The sequence below is a fragment of the Stenotrophomonas sp. K-6 genome (assembly GCF_056861555.1).
Genome location: NZ_JBSPUC010000005.1, coordinates 56572 through 72405, shown reverse-complemented (window position 1 = coordinate 72405; position 15834 = coordinate 56572). Strand labels below are relative to the sequence as shown.

General features: G+C 67.5%; 17 protein-coding genes. 9 read left to right on the top strand and 8 right to left on the bottom strand.

Annotated elements, in window-relative coordinates; genetic code table 11:
• Positions 1-16: 16 nt before the first annotated feature.
• From AC13F7_RS15295 to AC13F7_RS15285, 3 genes are all read left to right on the top strand, one after another.
• Complete coding sequence (locus tag AC13F7_RS15295) at positions 17-520, top strand: PadR family transcriptional regulator (protein WP_483001867.1); 504 nt, start codon at positions 17-19, stop codon at positions 518-520.
• A gap of 90 nt (positions 521-610) precedes the next feature.
• Positions 611-1408, top strand: coding sequence for a siderophore-interacting protein (locus tag AC13F7_RS15290; RefSeq protein WP_483001865.1), 798 nt, complete (start codon positions 611-613; stop codon positions 1406-1408).
• A gap of 57 nt (positions 1409-1465) precedes the next feature.
• Entirely contained in the window at positions 1466-1903 is a 438-nt protein-coding gene (locus tag AC13F7_RS15285; protein ID WP_483001863.1) for a hypothetical protein, read from the top strand.
• A gap of 96 nt (positions 1904-1999) precedes the next feature.
• Here AC13F7_RS15285 and AC13F7_RS15280 read toward each other — a convergent pair whose 3' ends face one another.
• Positions 2000-2701, bottom strand: coding sequence for a YceI family protein (locus AC13F7_RS15280; RefSeq protein ID WP_121042323.1), 702 nt, complete (start codon positions 2699-2701; stop codon positions 2000-2002).
• A gap of 85 nt (positions 2702-2786) precedes the next feature.
• Positions 2787-3377 carry a malonic semialdehyde reductase gene (locus AC13F7_RS15275; RefSeq protein WP_319624238.1) on the bottom strand — a complete coding sequence of 197 codons (591 nt, stop codon included), beginning with the start codon at positions 3375-3377 and terminating at the stop codon, positions 2787-2789.
• Between the two features lie 129 nt (positions 3378-3506).
• Between AC13F7_RS15275 and AC13F7_RS15270 the strand changes: the two genes are divergently transcribed.
• The 5 genes from AC13F7_RS15270 to AC13F7_RS15250 all read left to right on the top strand — a co-directional run bounded on the left by AC13F7_RS15270 (position 3507) and on the right by AC13F7_RS15250 (position 7136).
• Positions 3507-4478 carry a mitochondrial fission ELM1 family protein gene (locus tag AC13F7_RS15270; protein ID WP_483001861.1) on the top strand — a complete coding sequence of 324 codons (972 nt, stop codon included), beginning with the start codon at positions 3507-3509 and terminating at the stop codon, positions 4476-4478.
• A 57-nt stretch (positions 4479-4535) separates the two neighbouring features.
• Positions 4536-5399 (top strand): DUF2145 domain-containing protein, encoded by an 864-nt coding sequence (locus tag AC13F7_RS15265; protein ID WP_483001859.1) that lies wholly within the window; start codon positions 4536-4538, stop codon positions 5397-5399.
• A gap of 35 nt (positions 5400-5434) precedes the next feature.
• Positions 5435-5938, top strand: coding sequence for a hypothetical protein (locus AC13F7_RS15260; RefSeq protein WP_146027599.1), 504 nt, complete (start codon positions 5435-5437; stop codon positions 5936-5938).
• A 42-nt stretch (positions 5939-5980) separates the two neighbouring features.
• Positions 5981-6505, top strand: a complete 525-nt coding sequence (locus AC13F7_RS15255) for a hypothetical protein (RefSeq protein ID WP_483001857.1) — start codon at positions 5981-5983, stop codon at positions 6503-6505.
• A 76-nt stretch (positions 6506-6581) separates the two neighbouring features.
• Entirely contained in the window at positions 6582-7136 is a 555-nt protein-coding gene (locus tag AC13F7_RS15250; RefSeq protein WP_483001855.1) for a queuosine precursor transporter, read from the top strand.
• A gap of 66 nt (positions 7137-7202) precedes the next feature.
• On the opposite strand, the gene glnE is transcribed toward AC13F7_RS15250, so the two are convergent.
• Positions 7203-10043: a bifunctional [glutamate--ammonia ligase]-adenylyl-L-tyrosine phosphorylase/[glutamate--ammonia-ligase] adenylyltransferase gene (glnE, locus tag AC13F7_RS15245; protein WP_483001853.1), complete on the bottom strand. Its 2841-nt coding sequence runs from the start codon at positions 10041-10043 to the stop codon at positions 7203-7205.
• A gap of 313 nt (positions 10044-10356) precedes the next feature.
• Here glnE and AC13F7_RS15240 point away from each other — a divergent pair, with 313 nt between their 5' ends.
• Positions 10357-11871, top strand: coding sequence for an acetyl-CoA hydrolase/transferase family protein (locus AC13F7_RS15240; protein ID WP_070471520.1), 1515 nt, complete (start codon positions 10357-10359; stop codon positions 11869-11871).
• A 39-nt stretch (positions 11872-11910) separates the two neighbouring features.
• Here AC13F7_RS15240 and hglS read toward each other — a convergent pair whose 3' ends face one another.
• From hglS to AC13F7_RS15215, 5 genes are all read right to left on the bottom strand, one after another.
• Positions 11911-13278, bottom strand: coding sequence for a 2-oxoadipate dioxygenase/decarboxylase HglS (gene hglS, locus AC13F7_RS15235; RefSeq protein WP_483001851.1), 1368 nt, complete (start codon positions 13276-13278; stop codon positions 11911-11913).
• A gap of 99 nt (positions 13279-13377) precedes the next feature.
• On the bottom strand, positions 13378-13923 hold the full coding sequence (locus AC13F7_RS15230) for a hypothetical protein (protein WP_481470066.1): 546 nt from the start codon (positions 13921-13923) through the stop codon (positions 13378-13380).
• A complete protein-coding gene (locus AC13F7_RS15225) occupies positions 13920-14672 on the bottom strand; it encodes an HAD family hydrolase (protein WP_123731350.1) in 753 nt (250 codons plus the stop codon). Before AC13F7_RS15225 ends, AC13F7_RS15230 begins: the two co-directional genes overlap by 4 nt.
• A gap of 109 nt (positions 14673-14781) precedes the next feature.
• On the bottom strand, positions 14782-15198 hold the full coding sequence (locus tag AC13F7_RS15220) for an EF-hand domain-containing protein (RefSeq protein WP_481470068.1): 417 nt from the start codon (positions 15196-15198) through the stop codon (positions 14782-14784).
• A gap of 219 nt (positions 15199-15417) precedes the next feature.
• Positions 15418-15795 (bottom strand): hypothetical protein, encoded by a 378-nt coding sequence (locus AC13F7_RS15215; RefSeq protein ID WP_265309774.1) that lies wholly within the window; start codon positions 15793-15795, stop codon positions 15418-15420.
• Positions 15796-15834 lie beyond the last annotated feature (39 nt).

Here is a 15834-nt window from a genome sequence, read left to right as displayed (position 1 = left end):
CATTCGATATATCGAAATGACCTCTCCGCGCGACCTCGACCGCCCTGCCCGCCCGCTGACCGCCCGGCCGCTCAGCCGCGGTGATCTGCGCCTGCTGGTGCTGTCCCTGCTCGCCGACCAGCCGCGCCACGGCTATGAACTGATCCAGCTGATCAGCGACATGTTCGTGCGGGTCTACACGCCCAGCGCCGGCTCGATCTACCCGGTGCTGGCGCAGTTCGAGGCCGCCGGCTGGGTTGGCGCGGTCGAGGACGGTGGGCGCAAGCGCTACGCGCTCAGCGCGCTGGGCCAGACCGAGCTGGAGGCGCAGCGCGACGAGGTCGATGCCGCAGTGCACCGGGTACGCGACAGCGCGCGCACGATCACCAAGGCCAACCTGCCGCCGCCCGTGCGCGATGCGCTGCGCGAGCTCAAGCACGCGCTGGGCCTGTGCCATGGCCGCTGGCAGGACGACAACGCCGCGGCCGTGGCCGAGGCGCTGCGCGAGGCCGCCGCGCGGATCCGTGCGCAGGGCCGCTGACCTCCCTTCTACTTTTCAGACCCAGCCAGCCACCGCCCGCCAGGTCCTTCTTTCTCAACGCCGCGCTGCGGCACTGATCCAGGTATTCCCATGGCTCTGCATGAAAACCGACTGCTCCGTCATACCGTGAAGTTCCGCCCGCTGCAGGTGCTGCGCACCGAAGAGATCAGCCCGTGCATGCGCCGGGTGATCGTTGGTGGGCAGGCGCTGGAAGGCTTCGATTCGCCCTCCCCGGACGACCACGTCAAGCTGTTCTTCCCCAACGCCGAAGGCCAGTTCGTGGTCCCGACGATGACCCCGGAAGGCCCGCGCTACCCGGAAGGGCACACGCCCTCCCCCTCGCGCGATTACACCCCGCGCTGGTGGGATCTGGAGACCCACGAGCTGGCGCTCGACTTCGTCATGCACGGCGACGGCCTGGCCTCGACCTGGGCCGCCAACGCGCAGCCGGGCGATGCGATCGCCGTGGGCGGCCCGCGTGGCTCGCACATGACCGCCGATGACTTCGATACCTATGTGCTGATCGGCGATGAAACCGCGCTGCCGGCCATCGGCCGCTGGCTGGAGACGCTGCCGGACGGCGCGAATGCCGATGTCTACATCGAGATCCCCGAATCCGGCGACCGCCAGGAGCTGCCGGAGGACGACCGCATCCGTATCTCGTGGCTGGAGCGCAACGGCTTCGATTCCGCCACCAGCACCCTGCTGGAAGACGTGCTGACGGATTTCGAGGAACCGGACGGCGACACCTTCTACTGGATCGCGGCCGAATCGCGCCGGGCCCGGATGATGCGCAAGTACATCGAGGGTCACCTGGGCGTGCCCAAGGACTGGATCCGCTCTACCGGCTACTGGAAGGCGCACGGCAGCGAGCACCACGACGACTGAGCCCGCGACGGGCACCGGCCGCGAATGCGACAATCGCGTTTTGTGCCGGTGCCTTTCATGCAAGCCTCTCCTCTTTCGGCACTGACCGATCTGATCGACCGTGCCGAGCGCGCCGATCCCGCGCTGGATGCCGCCCTGGCGGCGCTGGCGCCTTCCGTGGGCGAGAACATCGCCCCGCTGCGCACCGCCCTGGTGCCGCTGGCCCGCGCGCAGGCCGCGCTGGTGCAGGCGAACATCGATATCGACCTGGTCGCCGATGAGCTGCGCCGTTACCAGAAGTACGCGATGCCCGGTAAGCCGAGCCTGCAGATCGTGCAGCTGCGCAAGCAGCAGGCCTCGGTGAAACAGGCCGCGTTGCTGGCCCGCCAGGCCTATGCGCAGGCCACCCATGCGTTCCTGCGGGAGAGCGGCTTGACCGCCCCGGCACGGCGCACGCCGACCGATTTCACCACGCTGTGGCTGGGCAAGGTAATCGCGCAAGTGGCGGCGGGTTGACCCGAAACGGTAGTGCCGGCCGCTGGCCGGCTCGCCCTAAAAGAAAGCCCGCCAATTGGCGGGCTTTCTGCCTTCTCACGACGAGTGAGGAGAAACTCAGGCCGCCGGCTTTTCGCCCGTGGCCTCGGTGGTGATGCGGATGTTCACTTCATCGCTGACGTTCGGGGCGTACGCGCCGACGCCGAAATCGCTGCGCTTGATGGTGGTGGTGGCATCGAAGCCCGCTGCCGGCACCTTGGCCATCGGGTGCTCGCCGCCGCCGTTGATGGTGACATCCAGGGTCACCGGCTTGGTGATGTCCTTGATGGTCAGATCGCCAGTGACGGTCAGCTTGTTGGTGCCGTTGGCTTCCACCTTGGTGCTCTTGAAGGTGGCGGCCGGGAACTTGGCGGCGTCGAAGAAATCGGCGCTCTTCAGGTGCTCGTCAAACTTGGCGGTGAAGCTGTTCAGGCCGGTCAGCGGCAGCTTCACTTCCACGGTGGACTTGGTCACGTCGGCCGCGTCATACACCAGGGTGCCTTCGGCGCTGCCGAAGTGGGCGGTCGGGTGGGAGAAGCCGAAGTGGCTCCACTGGACCAGCACGTCGGTGTGGGTCGGGTCGAGCTTGTAGGTGCCCGAAGCGATCTGGATCGCCTCGGCGGCCGGGGCGGCAGCCGCAGCGTCCGCAGCCGGGGCGGCGGTTTCGGTGGCGGCCGGTGCGTCAGCGGCCGGAGCAGCGGCTTCGTCGGCCGGCTTGGAGCAGGCGGCGATGGCCAGGGTCAGGGCGAGCGGCAGCAGCAGTTTGCGGGTCACGGTCATGTCAGGTCTCTCTCGTTTCGAAGGGAAAAGAAGCAAAGCTCACGCAGCCCATCCGCACGGACGGGCCACGATCCGGCGGTAACACTTATGCGATGCGGGCGGCTTCGTCGAAGGACAGGCGAGGCAGCCGCGGGAACAGGCCCGAGGCGTCACCGTACCCCAGGTTGACGAGGAAATTCGACTTGATCGCGGTGCCCTTGAAGAAGGCTTCGTCGACCTTGGCGTTGTCGAAGCCGGACATCGGGCCGGCATCCAGACCCAGCGCGCGGGCGGCCAGGATCAGGTAGGCGCCCTGCAGGCTGCCATTGCGGAATGCGCCTTCGGTACGGCCTTCACGCGGGCCGTCGAACCACGCCTTGGCGTCGGTGTGCGGGAACAGGAACGGCAGCTTCTCGTGGAAGTCTTCGTCGAAGGCGACGATCACCGTGACGGGGGCGGCCAGGGTCTTGTCGTGGTTGCCTTCGGACAGGGCCGGGGCGAGCTTGGCCTTGGCTTCCGGGGATTTCACGAACACGAAGCGCGCCGGGCTGCCGTTGGCGGCGGTCGGCCCCCACTTCAGCAGCTCGTACAGCGCCTGCAGCTGGCTGTCTTCCACCGGCTTATCAAGGAAGGCGTTCTGGGTGCGGGCGGTACGGAACAACTGATCGAGCGCAGCATCGTCAAGGACGTGGGACATGAAGCCTCCGGAAATAAGGGGAATCGTTCGCGCATCGGCTACCGTGGCAGGGCGACCGCGCGAACGGCGAAGGCTGGCAGTGTAGAGTGTCGCGACAGTTGCAACACCCAGCCTGACTGAAACGAATTAATGCCATACGTGAAACGATGGAGTCCACCCTGGACGATCACTGACGGCCGTGCCGGCAATGTGCGGCAGGCGGTGGCCCTGGCCACGGCAGTGAAGCTGGGGGCGCATCGCCCGCTGGTGCTCACCCCGCGTGCGCCCTGGCGTTGGCTGGCACCGCGGTGGTTACCGGGTGCGGCCAACGGCTACGGCGAGGCCTTCGCCACGCTCGCCGCCGAGGTACCCGAGCTGGCCATTGGCTGTGGCCGCCAGGCGGCCGGTGCGCTGCGCGAACTGCGCCGCCGTGGCACCAAGGTGGTCCAGATCCTCGACCCTCGCCTCAACCCGCGCCACTGGGACCTGCTGGTGGTCCCTGAGCATGACCGGCTGCGCGGCAGCAACGTGCTCACCCTGCTCGGTAGTCTCAATCCGGTCAACGATGACTGGCTGGCTTGTGGCCGTGCGGCATTCGCAGCGTTCAGCGCCCTGCCCGGCCCGCGCACCGCGCTGTTGGTGGGTGGGCCGACCCCGCACGCACCGTGGCACGAACCGGACATGGTGCAGGTGTTCCAGCAGCTCGCCTCACAACTACGCGCAGAGGGAGGCAGCCTGTTGGCCACCACCTCGCGACGCACGCCACCAGCCTTGGTCGGAGCGTTGCGCAGTGCGTTCGCCGATGTGCCGAATGTGATCTGGGGCGATGGCGGCGACGGCGTGAATCCCTATGCCGGGCTGCTCGGCTGGGCCAACCGTGTGGTGGTCTCGCCGGATTCGGTGAACCTGCTCTCTGAAGCGTGCGCGACGCGCATGCCGGTCGCCGTGGCACTGGCCGACCAAGCGCAGGGGCGGCTGGCGCACTTCCAGCACGCGCTGCGCGAACGGGGCCGGTTGCAACCGCGTTGGCTGGATTGGCAGACGCAGGGCCGCATCGAACCGCTGCGCGAGACCACGCGCGTTGCCGATGAAGTACGGGCGCGGTTGGGGATTCAGGCCTGACGCTGTCCCACAGCGCTATGATGCGGCCGCGGCCGGTGCCGCCGGAGACTGCGTGACATGGATGTACCTTTCGCTGCCCAGATCAAACGCCTGCGCCCGCTTTTGCTGTGTGGCGCCCTGCTTGGCGCTGCGCTGACCGCGCAGGCCGAACCGCAGTGCGAGGAGCGTCATCCCACCCCGCAATCGTTGGCGGCGATGTTCGATGTGGCATTGACCGCCGGGGAAACACTCAACGCGCTGGACGGCGTGGACGTGGTGATCATCGCCCGCGGTGGCCAGGACCTGAGCAAGTACGGTCTGCGCCATAGCCACCTGGCCTTCCTGTTGCGTGAGGCCGATGGAAACTGGCGCGCGGTGCACCTGCTCAACCACTGCAAATCACCGCAGTCCGAGCTGTTCCGGGAAGGACTGAGTACCTTCATCGGCGAAAGTGGCAGCCATACCGATCTGCGCATCGGGGTGCCGACGCCGGCGGTTCGCAAGGCGTTGATCGCGATGCTCACCCCGCCTGCCATCCAGGCGCGTGCGCTGCATGAGCCACGCTACAGCGTGGTTGCCTACCCGTTCCGCGACGAGTACCAGAATTCCAATCAGTGGGTGCTTGAGGTGCTGGCCGCTGCACTGGCGCATGAGGACGACGGGACATTGCTGATCAAGCGTGCCCAGGCGCAGGCCTGGCTGAAGGCGCGCGACTATCGCCCCAGCACGTTGCATATCGGTGTGGCCAAGCGGCTGGGCGCGCGCTTCTTCGTGCCAAATGCTGCGGTGACCGATCACCCAGCCAGCGAACGTATCTCGGGCAATTACTCGGTGGTGACCGTCGAATCCGTGTTTGATTTCCTTGCACAGCGTCACGCGCTGCAGCAGGAGCTCACCGTGGCCCACGTGCCGGTGGACGGCGCCGCGGCGCCGAAACCATGAGCGCATCATCCCCTTCCCTCTCCAGGACCTGCGTCATGACGAAATCTCTTCTCTGTGCGGGCCTGCTCGCTGTGTCTGCGCTTACCGTGCTCCCTGCATCGGCCGGCAATCTCAACGGCAATCAGGCCTCGGGCGTGAGCGCGGTGATCAGCGTCTACACCGTCTCGTTCATTGCAGCCTCACCGGTGTTGCTGGTGGCCAAGGGGTCGCAGAGTGTCCGCGAAGGTTCCAAGCGCACCAAGCCTGATACCGGCAAGGCCGTGCCGCTGCCACCGATGGCCGTGCAGCAGATTGATCGCCAGCCCGACGGGGGTTTCCACGTTGCGCTGCAGCGGCCTGACGCCCCCGATGCGACCGCGCTGATCGACTGGCCGGCACGCGCGGACAATCCGGCCGCGACGCTCAAGGTGGGCGACGTGCTGCATTTCGAGCCGACCGAGGTCGGTGCGGGTTGGACCGTCACGGCCGCTGACGGTGCGGCGTTGGCCTTCCTGCCGACGCCGGACGCGGCCGCCGGGCACTCCAGCGAGCGCTGGTAAGCGCCCGTAGCCTTCTCCCCTTTCTGTGAACGGAGTGATCAGATGAAACAGCTCTCACCGCGCGTCATCGCCCCGGCACTGGTCGTGGCACTGTTCGCCGCCAGCCTGCCGGCCCAGGCGCAGTATTCCGTCTACCGCCACCCGGTCGCCAGCAGCGTGGCCGTGACTTCGGTGGTGAGTCTGGTTGTCGTCACCGCGCCGATCTGGCTGACCTCGGCCGGGATCGGCAAGCTGCACGACGGATCGGTCCAACGCAGCCGGGCGCGCGTCGCCCGCGCGGAAAAGGCCGGCGCGCTGCCGCCGCTGACCGTGGAGCGGATCGAGCCCCAGGCCGATGGCGGCTTCCAGGTGGCGCTGAAAAACCCCGACGCACCAGACGACCTGGCACTACTGCAGTGGCCGGCCCGCAGCGACACGTCCGCGCCCGCGGTGGCAGTGGGCGATGTGCTGGCCTTCGAGCCGACGCCGGCCGGTGCCGGCTGGACCGTGACTGCGGTCGACGGCGCGGCCCTGGCCTTCCTGCCGACCACCGACGCTGCCGCCAGCAACCTGAGCGAACGCTGGTAGGCAAACCGTCCCGGGCTGGCCCTGGGGTGGCCAAGCCCGGATAATCCGCCGCTTCCCCCTATTCCCCCGGCTCGCCATGTCCGCGCGTCCTGCCATTGCCTTTGCCCCGTTGACCCCGCGCTCGCTGCTGCTGGCGGTGCTGGCCATGGGCGCGGTGGTGCTGGGCTCGAACGTGCTGGTGCAGTACCCGATCAACGATTGGCTGACCTGGGGCGCTTTCAGCTATCCGGTGGCGTTCCTGGTGAGCAACCTGATCAATCGCCGCTTCGGGCCGCAGGCCGCGCGCAAGGCGGCCTGGGCGGGCTTTGCGCTGGCGGTACTGCTGTCGATCTGGATCGCCACGCCGCGGATCGCGGTGGCCTCGTGCCTGGCCTTCATCGCCGCGCAGCTGCTGGACATCACCGTGTTCGACCGGCTGCGCCGTGGGCATTGGTGGCGCGCGCCGATGGTGGCGACCACCTGCAGCGCAACGCTGGATACGACGATTTTCTGGAGCATCGCCTTCGCCGGTTCCAGCCTGCCGTGGGTGAGCTGGGCGCTGGGCGATCTGGCGGTGAAGTTGATGATCGGCGTGTTCCTGCTGGCGCCGTTCCGCGCGTTGCTGTGGAAGATGGCACCGCGCCCGGTGTGACATTGGGCGCCGATCGTCCACTACCGGTGCCAGAGCACCGCGAGGCCATGCCCGGACAAACCGCCGTCAGCTCACAACGTCGATCCGCACCTGGAACGGCAGCCCCGCCGCATCGCTTGCCGCGGTGATCATCGCGCGCGCCGCTTCCAATGCCGGTGTCGGTGGCGCCAGCCGCGGGCGGCGGTCCAGCGTGCAGGCCAGGCCCACATCCAGCAGCGCCGCATGCGCCTCGTGCAGGCCATCGCGGGTGCCGCCGGGCAGCCAGGCGATGTCGGCCAGTGCATCGATCAGGCTGGGGGTATCGCGCGGCAGCACCACCTGCGGGTGCGTAACGGCGCTGTCGAGCACGCCGGTCTGCAGCAGGAATTCGAGATCGACAATGCCACCGGCGCCCTGCTTGAGATCGAGCCGTGCGGCATCGCTGCGGTCCAGTTCGGCACGCATGCGCGCCCGCATCTTGAGCACGTCGGTGTAGAGCACCGCGTTGTCGCGCGGGCGCGCCAGCGTCTGCGCACGCACCCGTTCGAAGTCGGCCAACAGCGAGTCATCGCCGGCGATGGCGCGGGCACGCACCAGTGCCTGGTGCTCCCAGGTCCAGGCGCGTTCGCGCTGGTATTCGGTGTAGCTGGCCAGTGAGGACACCAGCGCGCCTTTGCCGCCATCGGGGCGCAGCCGCACGTCGATGTCGTACAGCCGGCCGGCGGCGGTGACCGCGCCGAGCATCGCCATCACCTTCTGCGCCAGGCGCGCGTACCAACGGCCGGGATCCAGCGGGCGTGGGCCGTCGCTGCTGTCCTGATCGGCCGGGTGATCGTGCAGGAAGACCAGATCCAGGTCCGAGCCGAAGCCCAGCTCCAGTCCGCCCAGGCTGCCGTAACCGATGATGGCGAAACGTCCGCCGGGAATGCCGCCGTGCTGGCGCTGCATGTCGGCCTGTACCAGCGCGAGCACGGTGACGACGACAGCTTGGGCGAGTTCGGCCAGTTGACGGGTGGTATCGACCGCGCGCTGACGGCCATCCAGCGTGGCCATCGCCATGCGGAAGCTCAATGCCAGGCGCGTCTCGTTGAGCAGGCGCAGCGCGGCTTCGGGATCGTCGATCGCCAGCGCGACAGCGCACTCGGCCTGCATGCCCGCGGCATCCGGCATCGGGCCGGAGACGCGCACATCGAGCAGTTCGTCGAGCAACAAGGGATACGCCGCCAGACGCTCGGCCAGCAGTGCACTGCGTGCAAGCACGTCGACCAGGCGCGCCAATGCGCTGGGTTGTTCATCGAGCAGGGCCAGATAGCTGGTTCGGCGCAGGATCGCCTGCAGCAGACCGAGGACGCGCTTGAGTGCAGCATCCGGCTGCGGTGAGCGGGTGGCGGCGTGCAGCAGCGCAGGCAGCACGCGGTCCAGCCGCGCACGGGCGGCATCGGACAACGACTTCACGCCGGAGCTCTGCGCGAAATCACGCAGCGATTGATCAGCGCTGCCGGCATCGAAGAAGCCGGCTTCGGCCAGCACCTCGGCACTGCCGTTGTCGGGCAGCCCACGCCAGTAGCTGGCCAGCGCATCCGGCGCGGCCTGGCCACGGCGCGGTGCGAGCAGCGCGGCGAACTCGGTGCTGACGCGTTCGCGCTGCACATCCAGCGCGGCAACCAGCGCGTCCCAATCCTCGTAACCGAGTCCGCTGGCGATGCGCAGGCGGTCAGTGGTGTCGGTGGGCAACGCATGCGTCTGTGCGTCGCGCAGCATCTGCAGGCGGTTTTCCAAGCGACGCAGGAACCCGTAGGCATGCAGCAGGTCGGCGCCGTCCTGCTCGGCCATCTGGCCGGAGGCGACCAGCGCCGGCAGCGCGTGCAGCAGACGACGCTCGCGCAGTGGGGCTTCGCGGCCGCCCCGGATCAGCTGCAGGGCCTGCGCGAGGAATTCGATTTCGCGGATGCCGCCGGGGCCACGCTTGATGTCATCGTGCATCTCGCGGCGCGACACTTCGGCGGTGATCGCGGCCTTCATCTCGCGCAGGCCATCGAGCGCGGTGAAATCCAGATAGCGGCGGTAGACGAACGGGCGCAACGTCTGCAGCCACGCTTCACCCGCCGCGATATCACCGGCGACGGCACGCGCCTTGAGCCAGGCATAGCGCTCCCAGTCGCGGCCTTCGCGCTGGAAGTACTGGTCCATGCCGGCGAACGACAGCGCCACGCGACCGGCATTGCCGAAGGGACGCAGGCGCAGATCGACGCGGTGGCTGAAGCCATCCACGGTGGTGTCATCGAGCAACCGCGCGAGGCGCTGGCCAAGGCGTGCGAAGTATTCCTCAGCAGCGAGCGGGCGCGCGCCATCGGATTCGCCGCCTTGGGGGTAGGCGTAGACCAGATCCACGTCCGAACTGAAATTGAGTTCACCACCGCCCAACTTGCCCAGCCCAAACACGACCAGTTGCTGCGCGCTGCCGTCGGCGGCGCGGACCACGCCATGGCGGCCGGTAAATTCCTGCTCCAGCGCGGAGAGAGCCAACTGCAGGCACTCCTCCGCCAAGCGGGTGGCACCGGCAAGCGTGGCCGGCACGTCATCCTGCCCGGTCAGGTCGCGCCAGATCAGGCGGGTGGAGGCGGCGGTGCGGTAACGGCGCAGGCGCTGCTGCCATTCGCTGGGCTGCAGCGGATCCAGTTCCGGCAGGGGCAGCGGGGGGCAGCCGTCCTGGGTGAGATGCGACAACAGCGCCGGCTGGCGGCACAGGGTGTCGATGGCGAAGTCGCTGGTGACGGCCAGCGCGCGCAGGGTGTCGAGGACCGGCGCCGGGGGCGGCCAATGACCGCCATCGCCCAGCGACAGGGCCAGGCGCGCCAGGGCGCGATCAACCAGGGGAGCAAGGGCGTCGGGGACGCGCGCGGGCGCGGCAAGGTCGGAAATCGGCATGGGGGGATTATGCCCGGCGCGGGTCGCCCCGCAGCGCACGCCGCGTGTTCACCGGAGGCGAGACATAAAAAAGCCCGCTTGCAGCGAACTGCCAGCGGGCTCTGCTCCCTCCCCCACGTCGGGATGCAGGTCGATCTTCTAGGGTCGGCGACGAACTTGCACGCTGCACTGCAAAACAATACTTGCGGGTACAGAAGAAGGCCGAATACCTGAACAGGGAGGCAGTGGTGTGAAAACGCCATCCCACCAAGGTAGAACCCCTGCGCCTGCGTGGATCGCCGATAATGGGGATCCCCCCAGAAACGTTGTCGTCATGTCTGTCGATCGCATTGCAAACGCGCGTCTGCGTGACCGCGTTGTCTCCGCCGAAGCTGCCGCCGCCCTGATCCAACCGGGTGAAACCGTCGCCATGAGCGGCTTTACCGGTTCAGGTTATCCCAAGGCGGTGCCGGTCGCGCTGGCGCAGCGAATCGAGGCGGTGCACGCCCAGGGCCTGCCCTTCCAGATCAGCCTGATGACGGGCGCCTCGACCGCGCCGGAGCTGGATGGCGCGCTGGCCAAGGCCGATGGCATCGCGATGCGCATGCCCTTCCAGAGCGACCCGGATGCGCGCAACCGCATCAATGAGGGCAAGCTGGATTACATCGACATCCACCTGAGCCATGTGGCCCAGCACGTGTGGTTCGGCTTCTACGGCGATATCGACACCGCGGTGATCGAGGTCTCGGCGATCCGCGAGGACGGCTCGCTGGTGCCCTCCACCTCGGTCGGCAACAACAAGACCTGGCTGGACCTGGCCAAGAAGGTGATCGTCGAGGTCAACGAATGGCAGCCGGCCGGCGTGGACGGCATGCACGACATTTACTACGGCACCGCGCTGCCGCCGCACCGCAAGCCGATTCCGCTGGTGCACGCCAACGACCGCATCGGCGAGACCGCGCTGCGCTGCGACCCGGACAAGATCGTGGCCGTGGTGCGCACCAACGGCCCGGACCGCAACAGCCCCTTCAGCCCGATCGACACCACCAGCGAGCAGATCGCGCAGTACCTGATCGAGTTCCTCAAGCACGAGGTGGCCAAGGGCCGCCTGCCGGCCAACCTGCTGCCGCTGCAGAGCGGCGTGGGCAACATCCCGAACGCCGTGCTGGCCGGGCTGGCCAAGAGCGGCTTCCGCGATCTGAGCGCGTTCACCGAGGTGATCCAGGACGGCATGCTCGATCTGCTGCGCGATGGCGTGCTGAGCTACGCCTCGTGCACCGGCTTCGCGCTGAGCCCGCAGGCGAACGAGACCTTCAAGGAACACATCGATTTCTACCGCGAGCGCATCATCATGCGCACGCAGGAAATCTCGAACCATCCGGAGCTGGTGCGCCGCCTGGGCTGCATCGGCATGAACGGCATGATCGAGGCTGACCTGTACGGCAACGTCAACTCGACCCACGTGATGGGCAGCCGGATCATGAACGGCATTGGCGGCTCGGGCGACTTCGCGCGCAACGGTTTCCTGTCCGCGTTCCTGAGTCCTTCAACGGCGAAGAACGGCAGCATCTCGGCGATCGTCCCGATGGTCAGCCACGTGGATCACACCGAACACGATGTATCGGTGATCGTCACCGAACAAGGTCTGGCCGATCTGCGCGGCCTGACCCCGCGCAAGCGGGCGCGGGTGGTGATCGACAACTGCGCGCATCCGGATTTCCGCGATCAGTTGAACGACTACTTCGACCGCGCCAGCCGCGAGAGCTATGGCAAGCACACCCCGCATCTGCTGCCCGAAGCGCTGTCGTGGCACCAGCGCTGGCTGGATACCGGGACGATGAAGGCGTAATCGTCTGACGGTAGTTCCGGCCGCTGGCCGGCACTACCGTCAGGCGTGACGCAGGCTCGCCAGCGACTCGGCCTGCAGCCGCGCGTAGATCGCGAACTCGTCCTCCACCTTGATGCCCAACGCCTGCTCGAAGGCATCGCGGTTGGCATGTGCGGCGTAGGCGCGCTGTTCGTCGCCGCCGAGGTTGGACTGGAAGATGCCCGCGGCGCTGACCGGCAGGAAATCCTCGTAGACGATCGGGTCGGCGCTGGCCAGGCCGGCGGCGATCAGCGCTTCGGCGGGCAGGTCGCCGACCGCGGCCGGGTTCGCGCGACCGGCATCGGTCAGTGCATAGCGGTAATAACCAAGGCCCTCGCGACGCAGGGTGTCGTGGTCATCCGGGAAAGCAGTGAAGGCCTCGGCCAGACGCGTCGGATAGTCCTGGCCGGTGCTGCCGGCACCACCACTGTCGCGCGCCTGCGCCAGCAGCTGGTCATACAGCGCGCGGCCCTTGGGCGTCAGGGCGAGGCCACGCTGTTCGATCTCACCGAAACGCGCGGTATGCGTGCCGGCATCCGCTGCCTCCCCCGACGGGAAGTGCACGGTTTCTTCCAGCGCCTTGAAGCTGGTCTGGCGCAGCAGGATCGGGCAGCGGCGCGGTGGCGGGCCTTCGATCACGGCCTTGGCATCGATGCCGCGGGCGAGCATGCCCGCCTGCGCAGCGTCGATGTCCAGCGTGCGCGGGGTCAGGTGATTGATGTGCGGGCCGCGGAAGCTGACCACGTCGGCAATCAGCCGGTGCGCGTCGTGCAGCGCGTGGTAGGTGGCCAGCGAGACCGTGGCGTCGCCGTGCCAACGGAAGGTCTCCAGCGCTTCGATGACGAAGCGGCGCGCGTCGGCTTCGTCGAGGCCGCCGTCGCGTTCGGCCTGCGCGATCAAGGCCAGCGCGGTGTCGGTGAAGATCCGTCGCTCGGCAAGAATGGCGGCGGACTGCTCGCGCAGCGCGGCGTTCTCGATCAGTTCCAGCCGCAGCAGCGAGGTGAACACCCGGAAGGGATTGCGCGCCAACGCCTGCGCGGTGCGCGGGCGGAAGGCGGTGGAATGCACCGGCACGCCGGCCACCGAGAGGTCGTAATAGCCGATCGGGTACATGCCCATGAGCGCGAACAAGCGACCCAGCGTGGCCAGTTCTTCCGCCGTGCCGACCCGGATCGCGCCATGGCGCTCCTGATCCAGACGGGCGCGTTCATCGGTGCGATCCAACTGCTCGGCCAGCGCTGGAGTGGCGGTCAGCACGGCGTCGTTGATCTCGGCCACCAGGTCGACCAGCGTGCCGTACAGCGGCACCTCGGTGCGGTACATGGTGGACATCGCCTGGGCGAACAGGCTGCGGATATCGTCGGGTGAAACGAAACGGTCGGTGCTCATGACGTACTCGGCAACGGATCACGGGGGAAGGTGCAGCAAGCGCTGCATTGTCGCCGAGGGCGGGGGTTACCGCGATCTGCACAGCAACAAAGAAGTCCCTCAGCGCGCGGGTGGCGTGGGACTGCTCGCCGCACGCTGGCGCTGCTCGCGGTTGCCGAGCTGGCGCTGCAGCGTCGCGTCGAGCGTCACCGGGCGGTCCCAGTGGTCATGGCTGGCGACGATGGCGTGGCGCAGGGCGCGCCAGTGCAGGTTGGTCGGCGTGACCGGCAGCTCGCCCACCACCGCCTCCCAGCGCTTGGCCTCGCCCTCTTCCGGCACCGCGCGCGACCACACCTGCACGCTCTCGCGGCAGGAACGTTCGATCACGTGCGCCCAGAAACAGGCGAAGTAGATGTCGCCGGCCTGCCAGCCGTGGGTGTGCATCAGCGCGGCGATGTAGCCGCGCGAGACGCCGGCATAGCGCGAGACTTCATCCAGAAAGCTGTCCGGATAGCGCTCGGCGTAGTGGTTGATGTCCTGCAGCTGGGTGTCCACCCAGGCATCGCCGGTGTCCACCACGTAGGCGGCGGACTTCTCCGGGGTCTGCTCGGCCACGGCTGCCCAGGGCAGCATCAGCAGCAGCGCGAGCAGGCCTGCGCGCATCATCCGGCCTGTGCGGCCTTGGCTTCGATGGTCCGCAGCGCCTGCGGCCAATCAAAGGCGGTCGGGGCATCGACCATGCGCGGCTCGTCATCGGCCACGCCGTGCTGGGTCTCGTGCGCCCAGGTCACCGCGTACGGGGTGTGGATACCCCAGCCGCCCAGGGTGATCACCGGTTCGATGTCCGAGCGCAGCGAATTGCCGACCATCACGAACCGCTTGATCGGCAGATCGAACTCCTCCAGCACGCGGGCGTAGGTTTCCGGGTCTTTCTCGGAGACGATTTCGATCCGCGGAAACAGGTCGCGCAGGTTGGCCACCTTGATCTTGGCCTCCTGATGGAACAGGTCGCCCTTGGTGATCAGCACGACCGGGTAGTCGCGGGCGATCTCGGTGACCGACTCACGCACGCCGTCGATCAGCTCGACCGGGTGGCGCAGGGTGTCGTGGCCGATATCGAGCATCTGCTGCAGGTCGCGGGCGCTGATGGTCTGGTTGGTGATCTCGATCGCGGCTTCCACCATCGACAGGGTCATGCCCTTCACACCGTAGCCGAACACGCCAAGATTGCGCTGCTGCACTTCCAGCAGGTGGCGCGCGGTCTGCGTGTCATGCACGTCGATGTAGCGCGACAGGATGTCCAGGTAGTCCTGCTCGGCCTTGCGGTAGAAATCCTCGCTCTTCCACAGCGTGTCATCACCGTCAAAACCAACCAGGCCGATAGCGCCTTGCGGCGTGGGCAGGGAAGTCATCATCGGCCAAGTTTACCAACAGCGGCCCAGCGGCCCCACCCCGGCGGCCCATAAAGAAAGGGCGGCCGAAGCCGCCCTTTCCCCCTCACTGCGCTACCGGTGTCCCCGGTCCTTACTTGCTCTGCTGGGCGCCATTGCCGGCCGGCTTGCCCTGCTGGGCGGCCACATACGCCTTGTACTCATCCGGCGAGAGCTCGCCGTCCTTGTTGGTGTCGGCCTGGTCGAACACCTGGGCAAGGCCCGCGTTCACCTGGGCCTCGGCCTTGCTGATGGTGCCGTTGCCGTCGGTATCAACGCTGGCCCACGTCTGGCCACCGCCACCACTGGCCTGCGCGGAGGCCTGCGCCGCCGCGTTGGCAGCCGTATCTGCTGCATCACCAGCCTGCGCTGCCGCCTGCTGTGCCTGGGCGGCCTGATTCTGCGCCTGCGCGGCACTCTGCTGTGCCGACTGGGCCATCGCCGGAATGGCCAGCACACTGCCTGCGGCGACGATCAGGGCGATCAGGGGCTTGCGGTTGCGAATAGTCATTGGGGTGGTCTCCTTGGTAGGTATTGCGCGGCCTGTTGTTTCCGCACGGCCCCACACTGCCACCCCGTTTGTGAATCGATATTGGGCCTCAACCGCCCTGCGCACGCCGTCTTAACCACCCCCAAGAAAGCGTGCATTACCGCGGTGGTTAGCCGCAGGTGAGCGGTTGGTAATGCGCCCATTCATTGGCCCCGGATTTAACCGGATGCAAACGCAATCTCACGCGGTGTTGCTGTTTTTTTCGCCTGAGCGGGAACTGAACAAAAGCCACCCCAGTGCAACACCACCGATCGCACCGGCCACCTCGAGCACCACGCGCGAGCCCAGCTCGTTCGGATCGTGGATGCCGGCGAGGAACAACCGCGCATACAGCGGCGACTCGAGCCGCATCATGCCCATATAGAACAGATTCCACGCATCGATGCCGGCCGAGGCCACCACCGCGATCACGCAGGCCCAGCCGATCGCATGCCCGTCGGTCCAGCCTGCCCAGCGACACAGGCGATGCCACAGCGCATACACCAGCAGCCCGACCAACAGCGCGATCAGCCCTGCCTCCAGTGTTCCCAGCAATCCAAAGTGCAGCGGCAGGTTCATCGTGGTCCGATCCGGCGGTCAGCGCACAGTGTAGCGGTG

What these genes read in the sequence shown, in the direction of transcription:
- AC13F7_RS15285 (WP_483001863.1), top strand. Translation starts at nt 1,466, where the DNA reads ATGCAAGCCTCTCCTCTTTCGGCACTGACCGATCTGATCGACCGTGCC.
- AC13F7_RS15215 (WP_265309774.1), bottom strand. Translation starts at nt 15,795, where the DNA reads ATGAACCTGCCGCTGCACTTTGGATTGCTGGGAACACTGGAGGCAGGG.
- AC13F7_RS15260 (WP_146027599.1), top strand. Translation starts at nt 5,435, where the DNA reads ATGACGAAATCTCTTCTCTGTGCGGGCCTGCTCGCTGTGTCTGCGCTT.
- AC13F7_RS15255 (WP_483001857.1), top strand. Translation starts at nt 5,981, where the DNA reads ATGAAACAGCTCTCACCGCGCGTCATCGCCCCGGCACTGGTCGTGGCA.
- AC13F7_RS15250 (WP_483001855.1), top strand. Translation starts at nt 6,582, where the DNA reads ATGTCCGCGCGTCCTGCCATTGCCTTTGCCCCGTTGACCCCGCGCTCG.
- AC13F7_RS15265 (WP_483001859.1), top strand. Translation starts at nt 4,536, where the DNA reads ATGGATGTACCTTTCGCTGCCCAGATCAAACGCCTGCGCCCGCTTTTG.
- AC13F7_RS15240 (WP_070471520.1), top strand. Translation starts at nt 10,357, where the DNA reads ATGTCTGTCGATCGCATTGCAAACGCGCGTCTGCGTGACCGCGTTGTC.
- AC13F7_RS15270 (WP_483001861.1), top strand. Translation starts at nt 3,507, where the DNA reads ATGCCATACGTGAAACGATGGAGTCCACCCTGGACGATCACTGACGGC.
- AC13F7_RS15230 (WP_481470066.1), bottom strand. Translation starts at nt 13,923, where the DNA reads ATGATGCGCGCAGGCCTGCTCGCGCTGCTGCTGATGCTGCCCTGGGCA.
- AC13F7_RS15280 (WP_121042323.1), bottom strand. Translation starts at nt 2,701, where the DNA reads ATGACCGTGACCCGCAAACTGCTGCTGCCGCTCGCCCTGACCCTGGCC.
- hglS (WP_483001851.1), bottom strand. Translation starts at nt 13,278, where the DNA reads ATGAGCACCGACCGTTTCGTTTCACCCGACGATATCCGCAGCCTGTTC.
- AC13F7_RS15225 (WP_123731350.1), bottom strand. Translation starts at nt 14,672, where the DNA reads ATGATGACTTCCCTGCCCACGCCGCAAGGCGCTATCGGCCTGGTTGGT.
- AC13F7_RS15290 (WP_483001865.1), top strand. Translation starts at nt 611, where the DNA reads ATGGCTCTGCATGAAAACCGACTGCTCCGTCATACCGTGAAGTTCCGC.
- AC13F7_RS15220 (WP_481470068.1), bottom strand. Translation starts at nt 15,198, where the DNA reads ATGACTATTCGCAACCGCAAGCCCCTGATCGCCCTGATCGTCGCCGCA.
- AC13F7_RS15295 (WP_483001867.1), top strand. Translation starts at nt 17, where the DNA reads ATGACCTCTCCGCGCGACCTCGACCGCCCTGCCCGCCCGCTGACCGCC.
- AC13F7_RS15275 (WP_319624238.1), bottom strand. Translation starts at nt 3,377, where the DNA reads ATGTCCCACGTCCTTGACGATGCTGCGCTCGATCAGTTGTTCCGTACC.
- glnE (WP_483001853.1), bottom strand. Translation starts at nt 10,043, where the DNA reads ATGCCGATTTCCGACCTTGCCGCGCCCGCGCGCGTCCCCGACGCCCTT.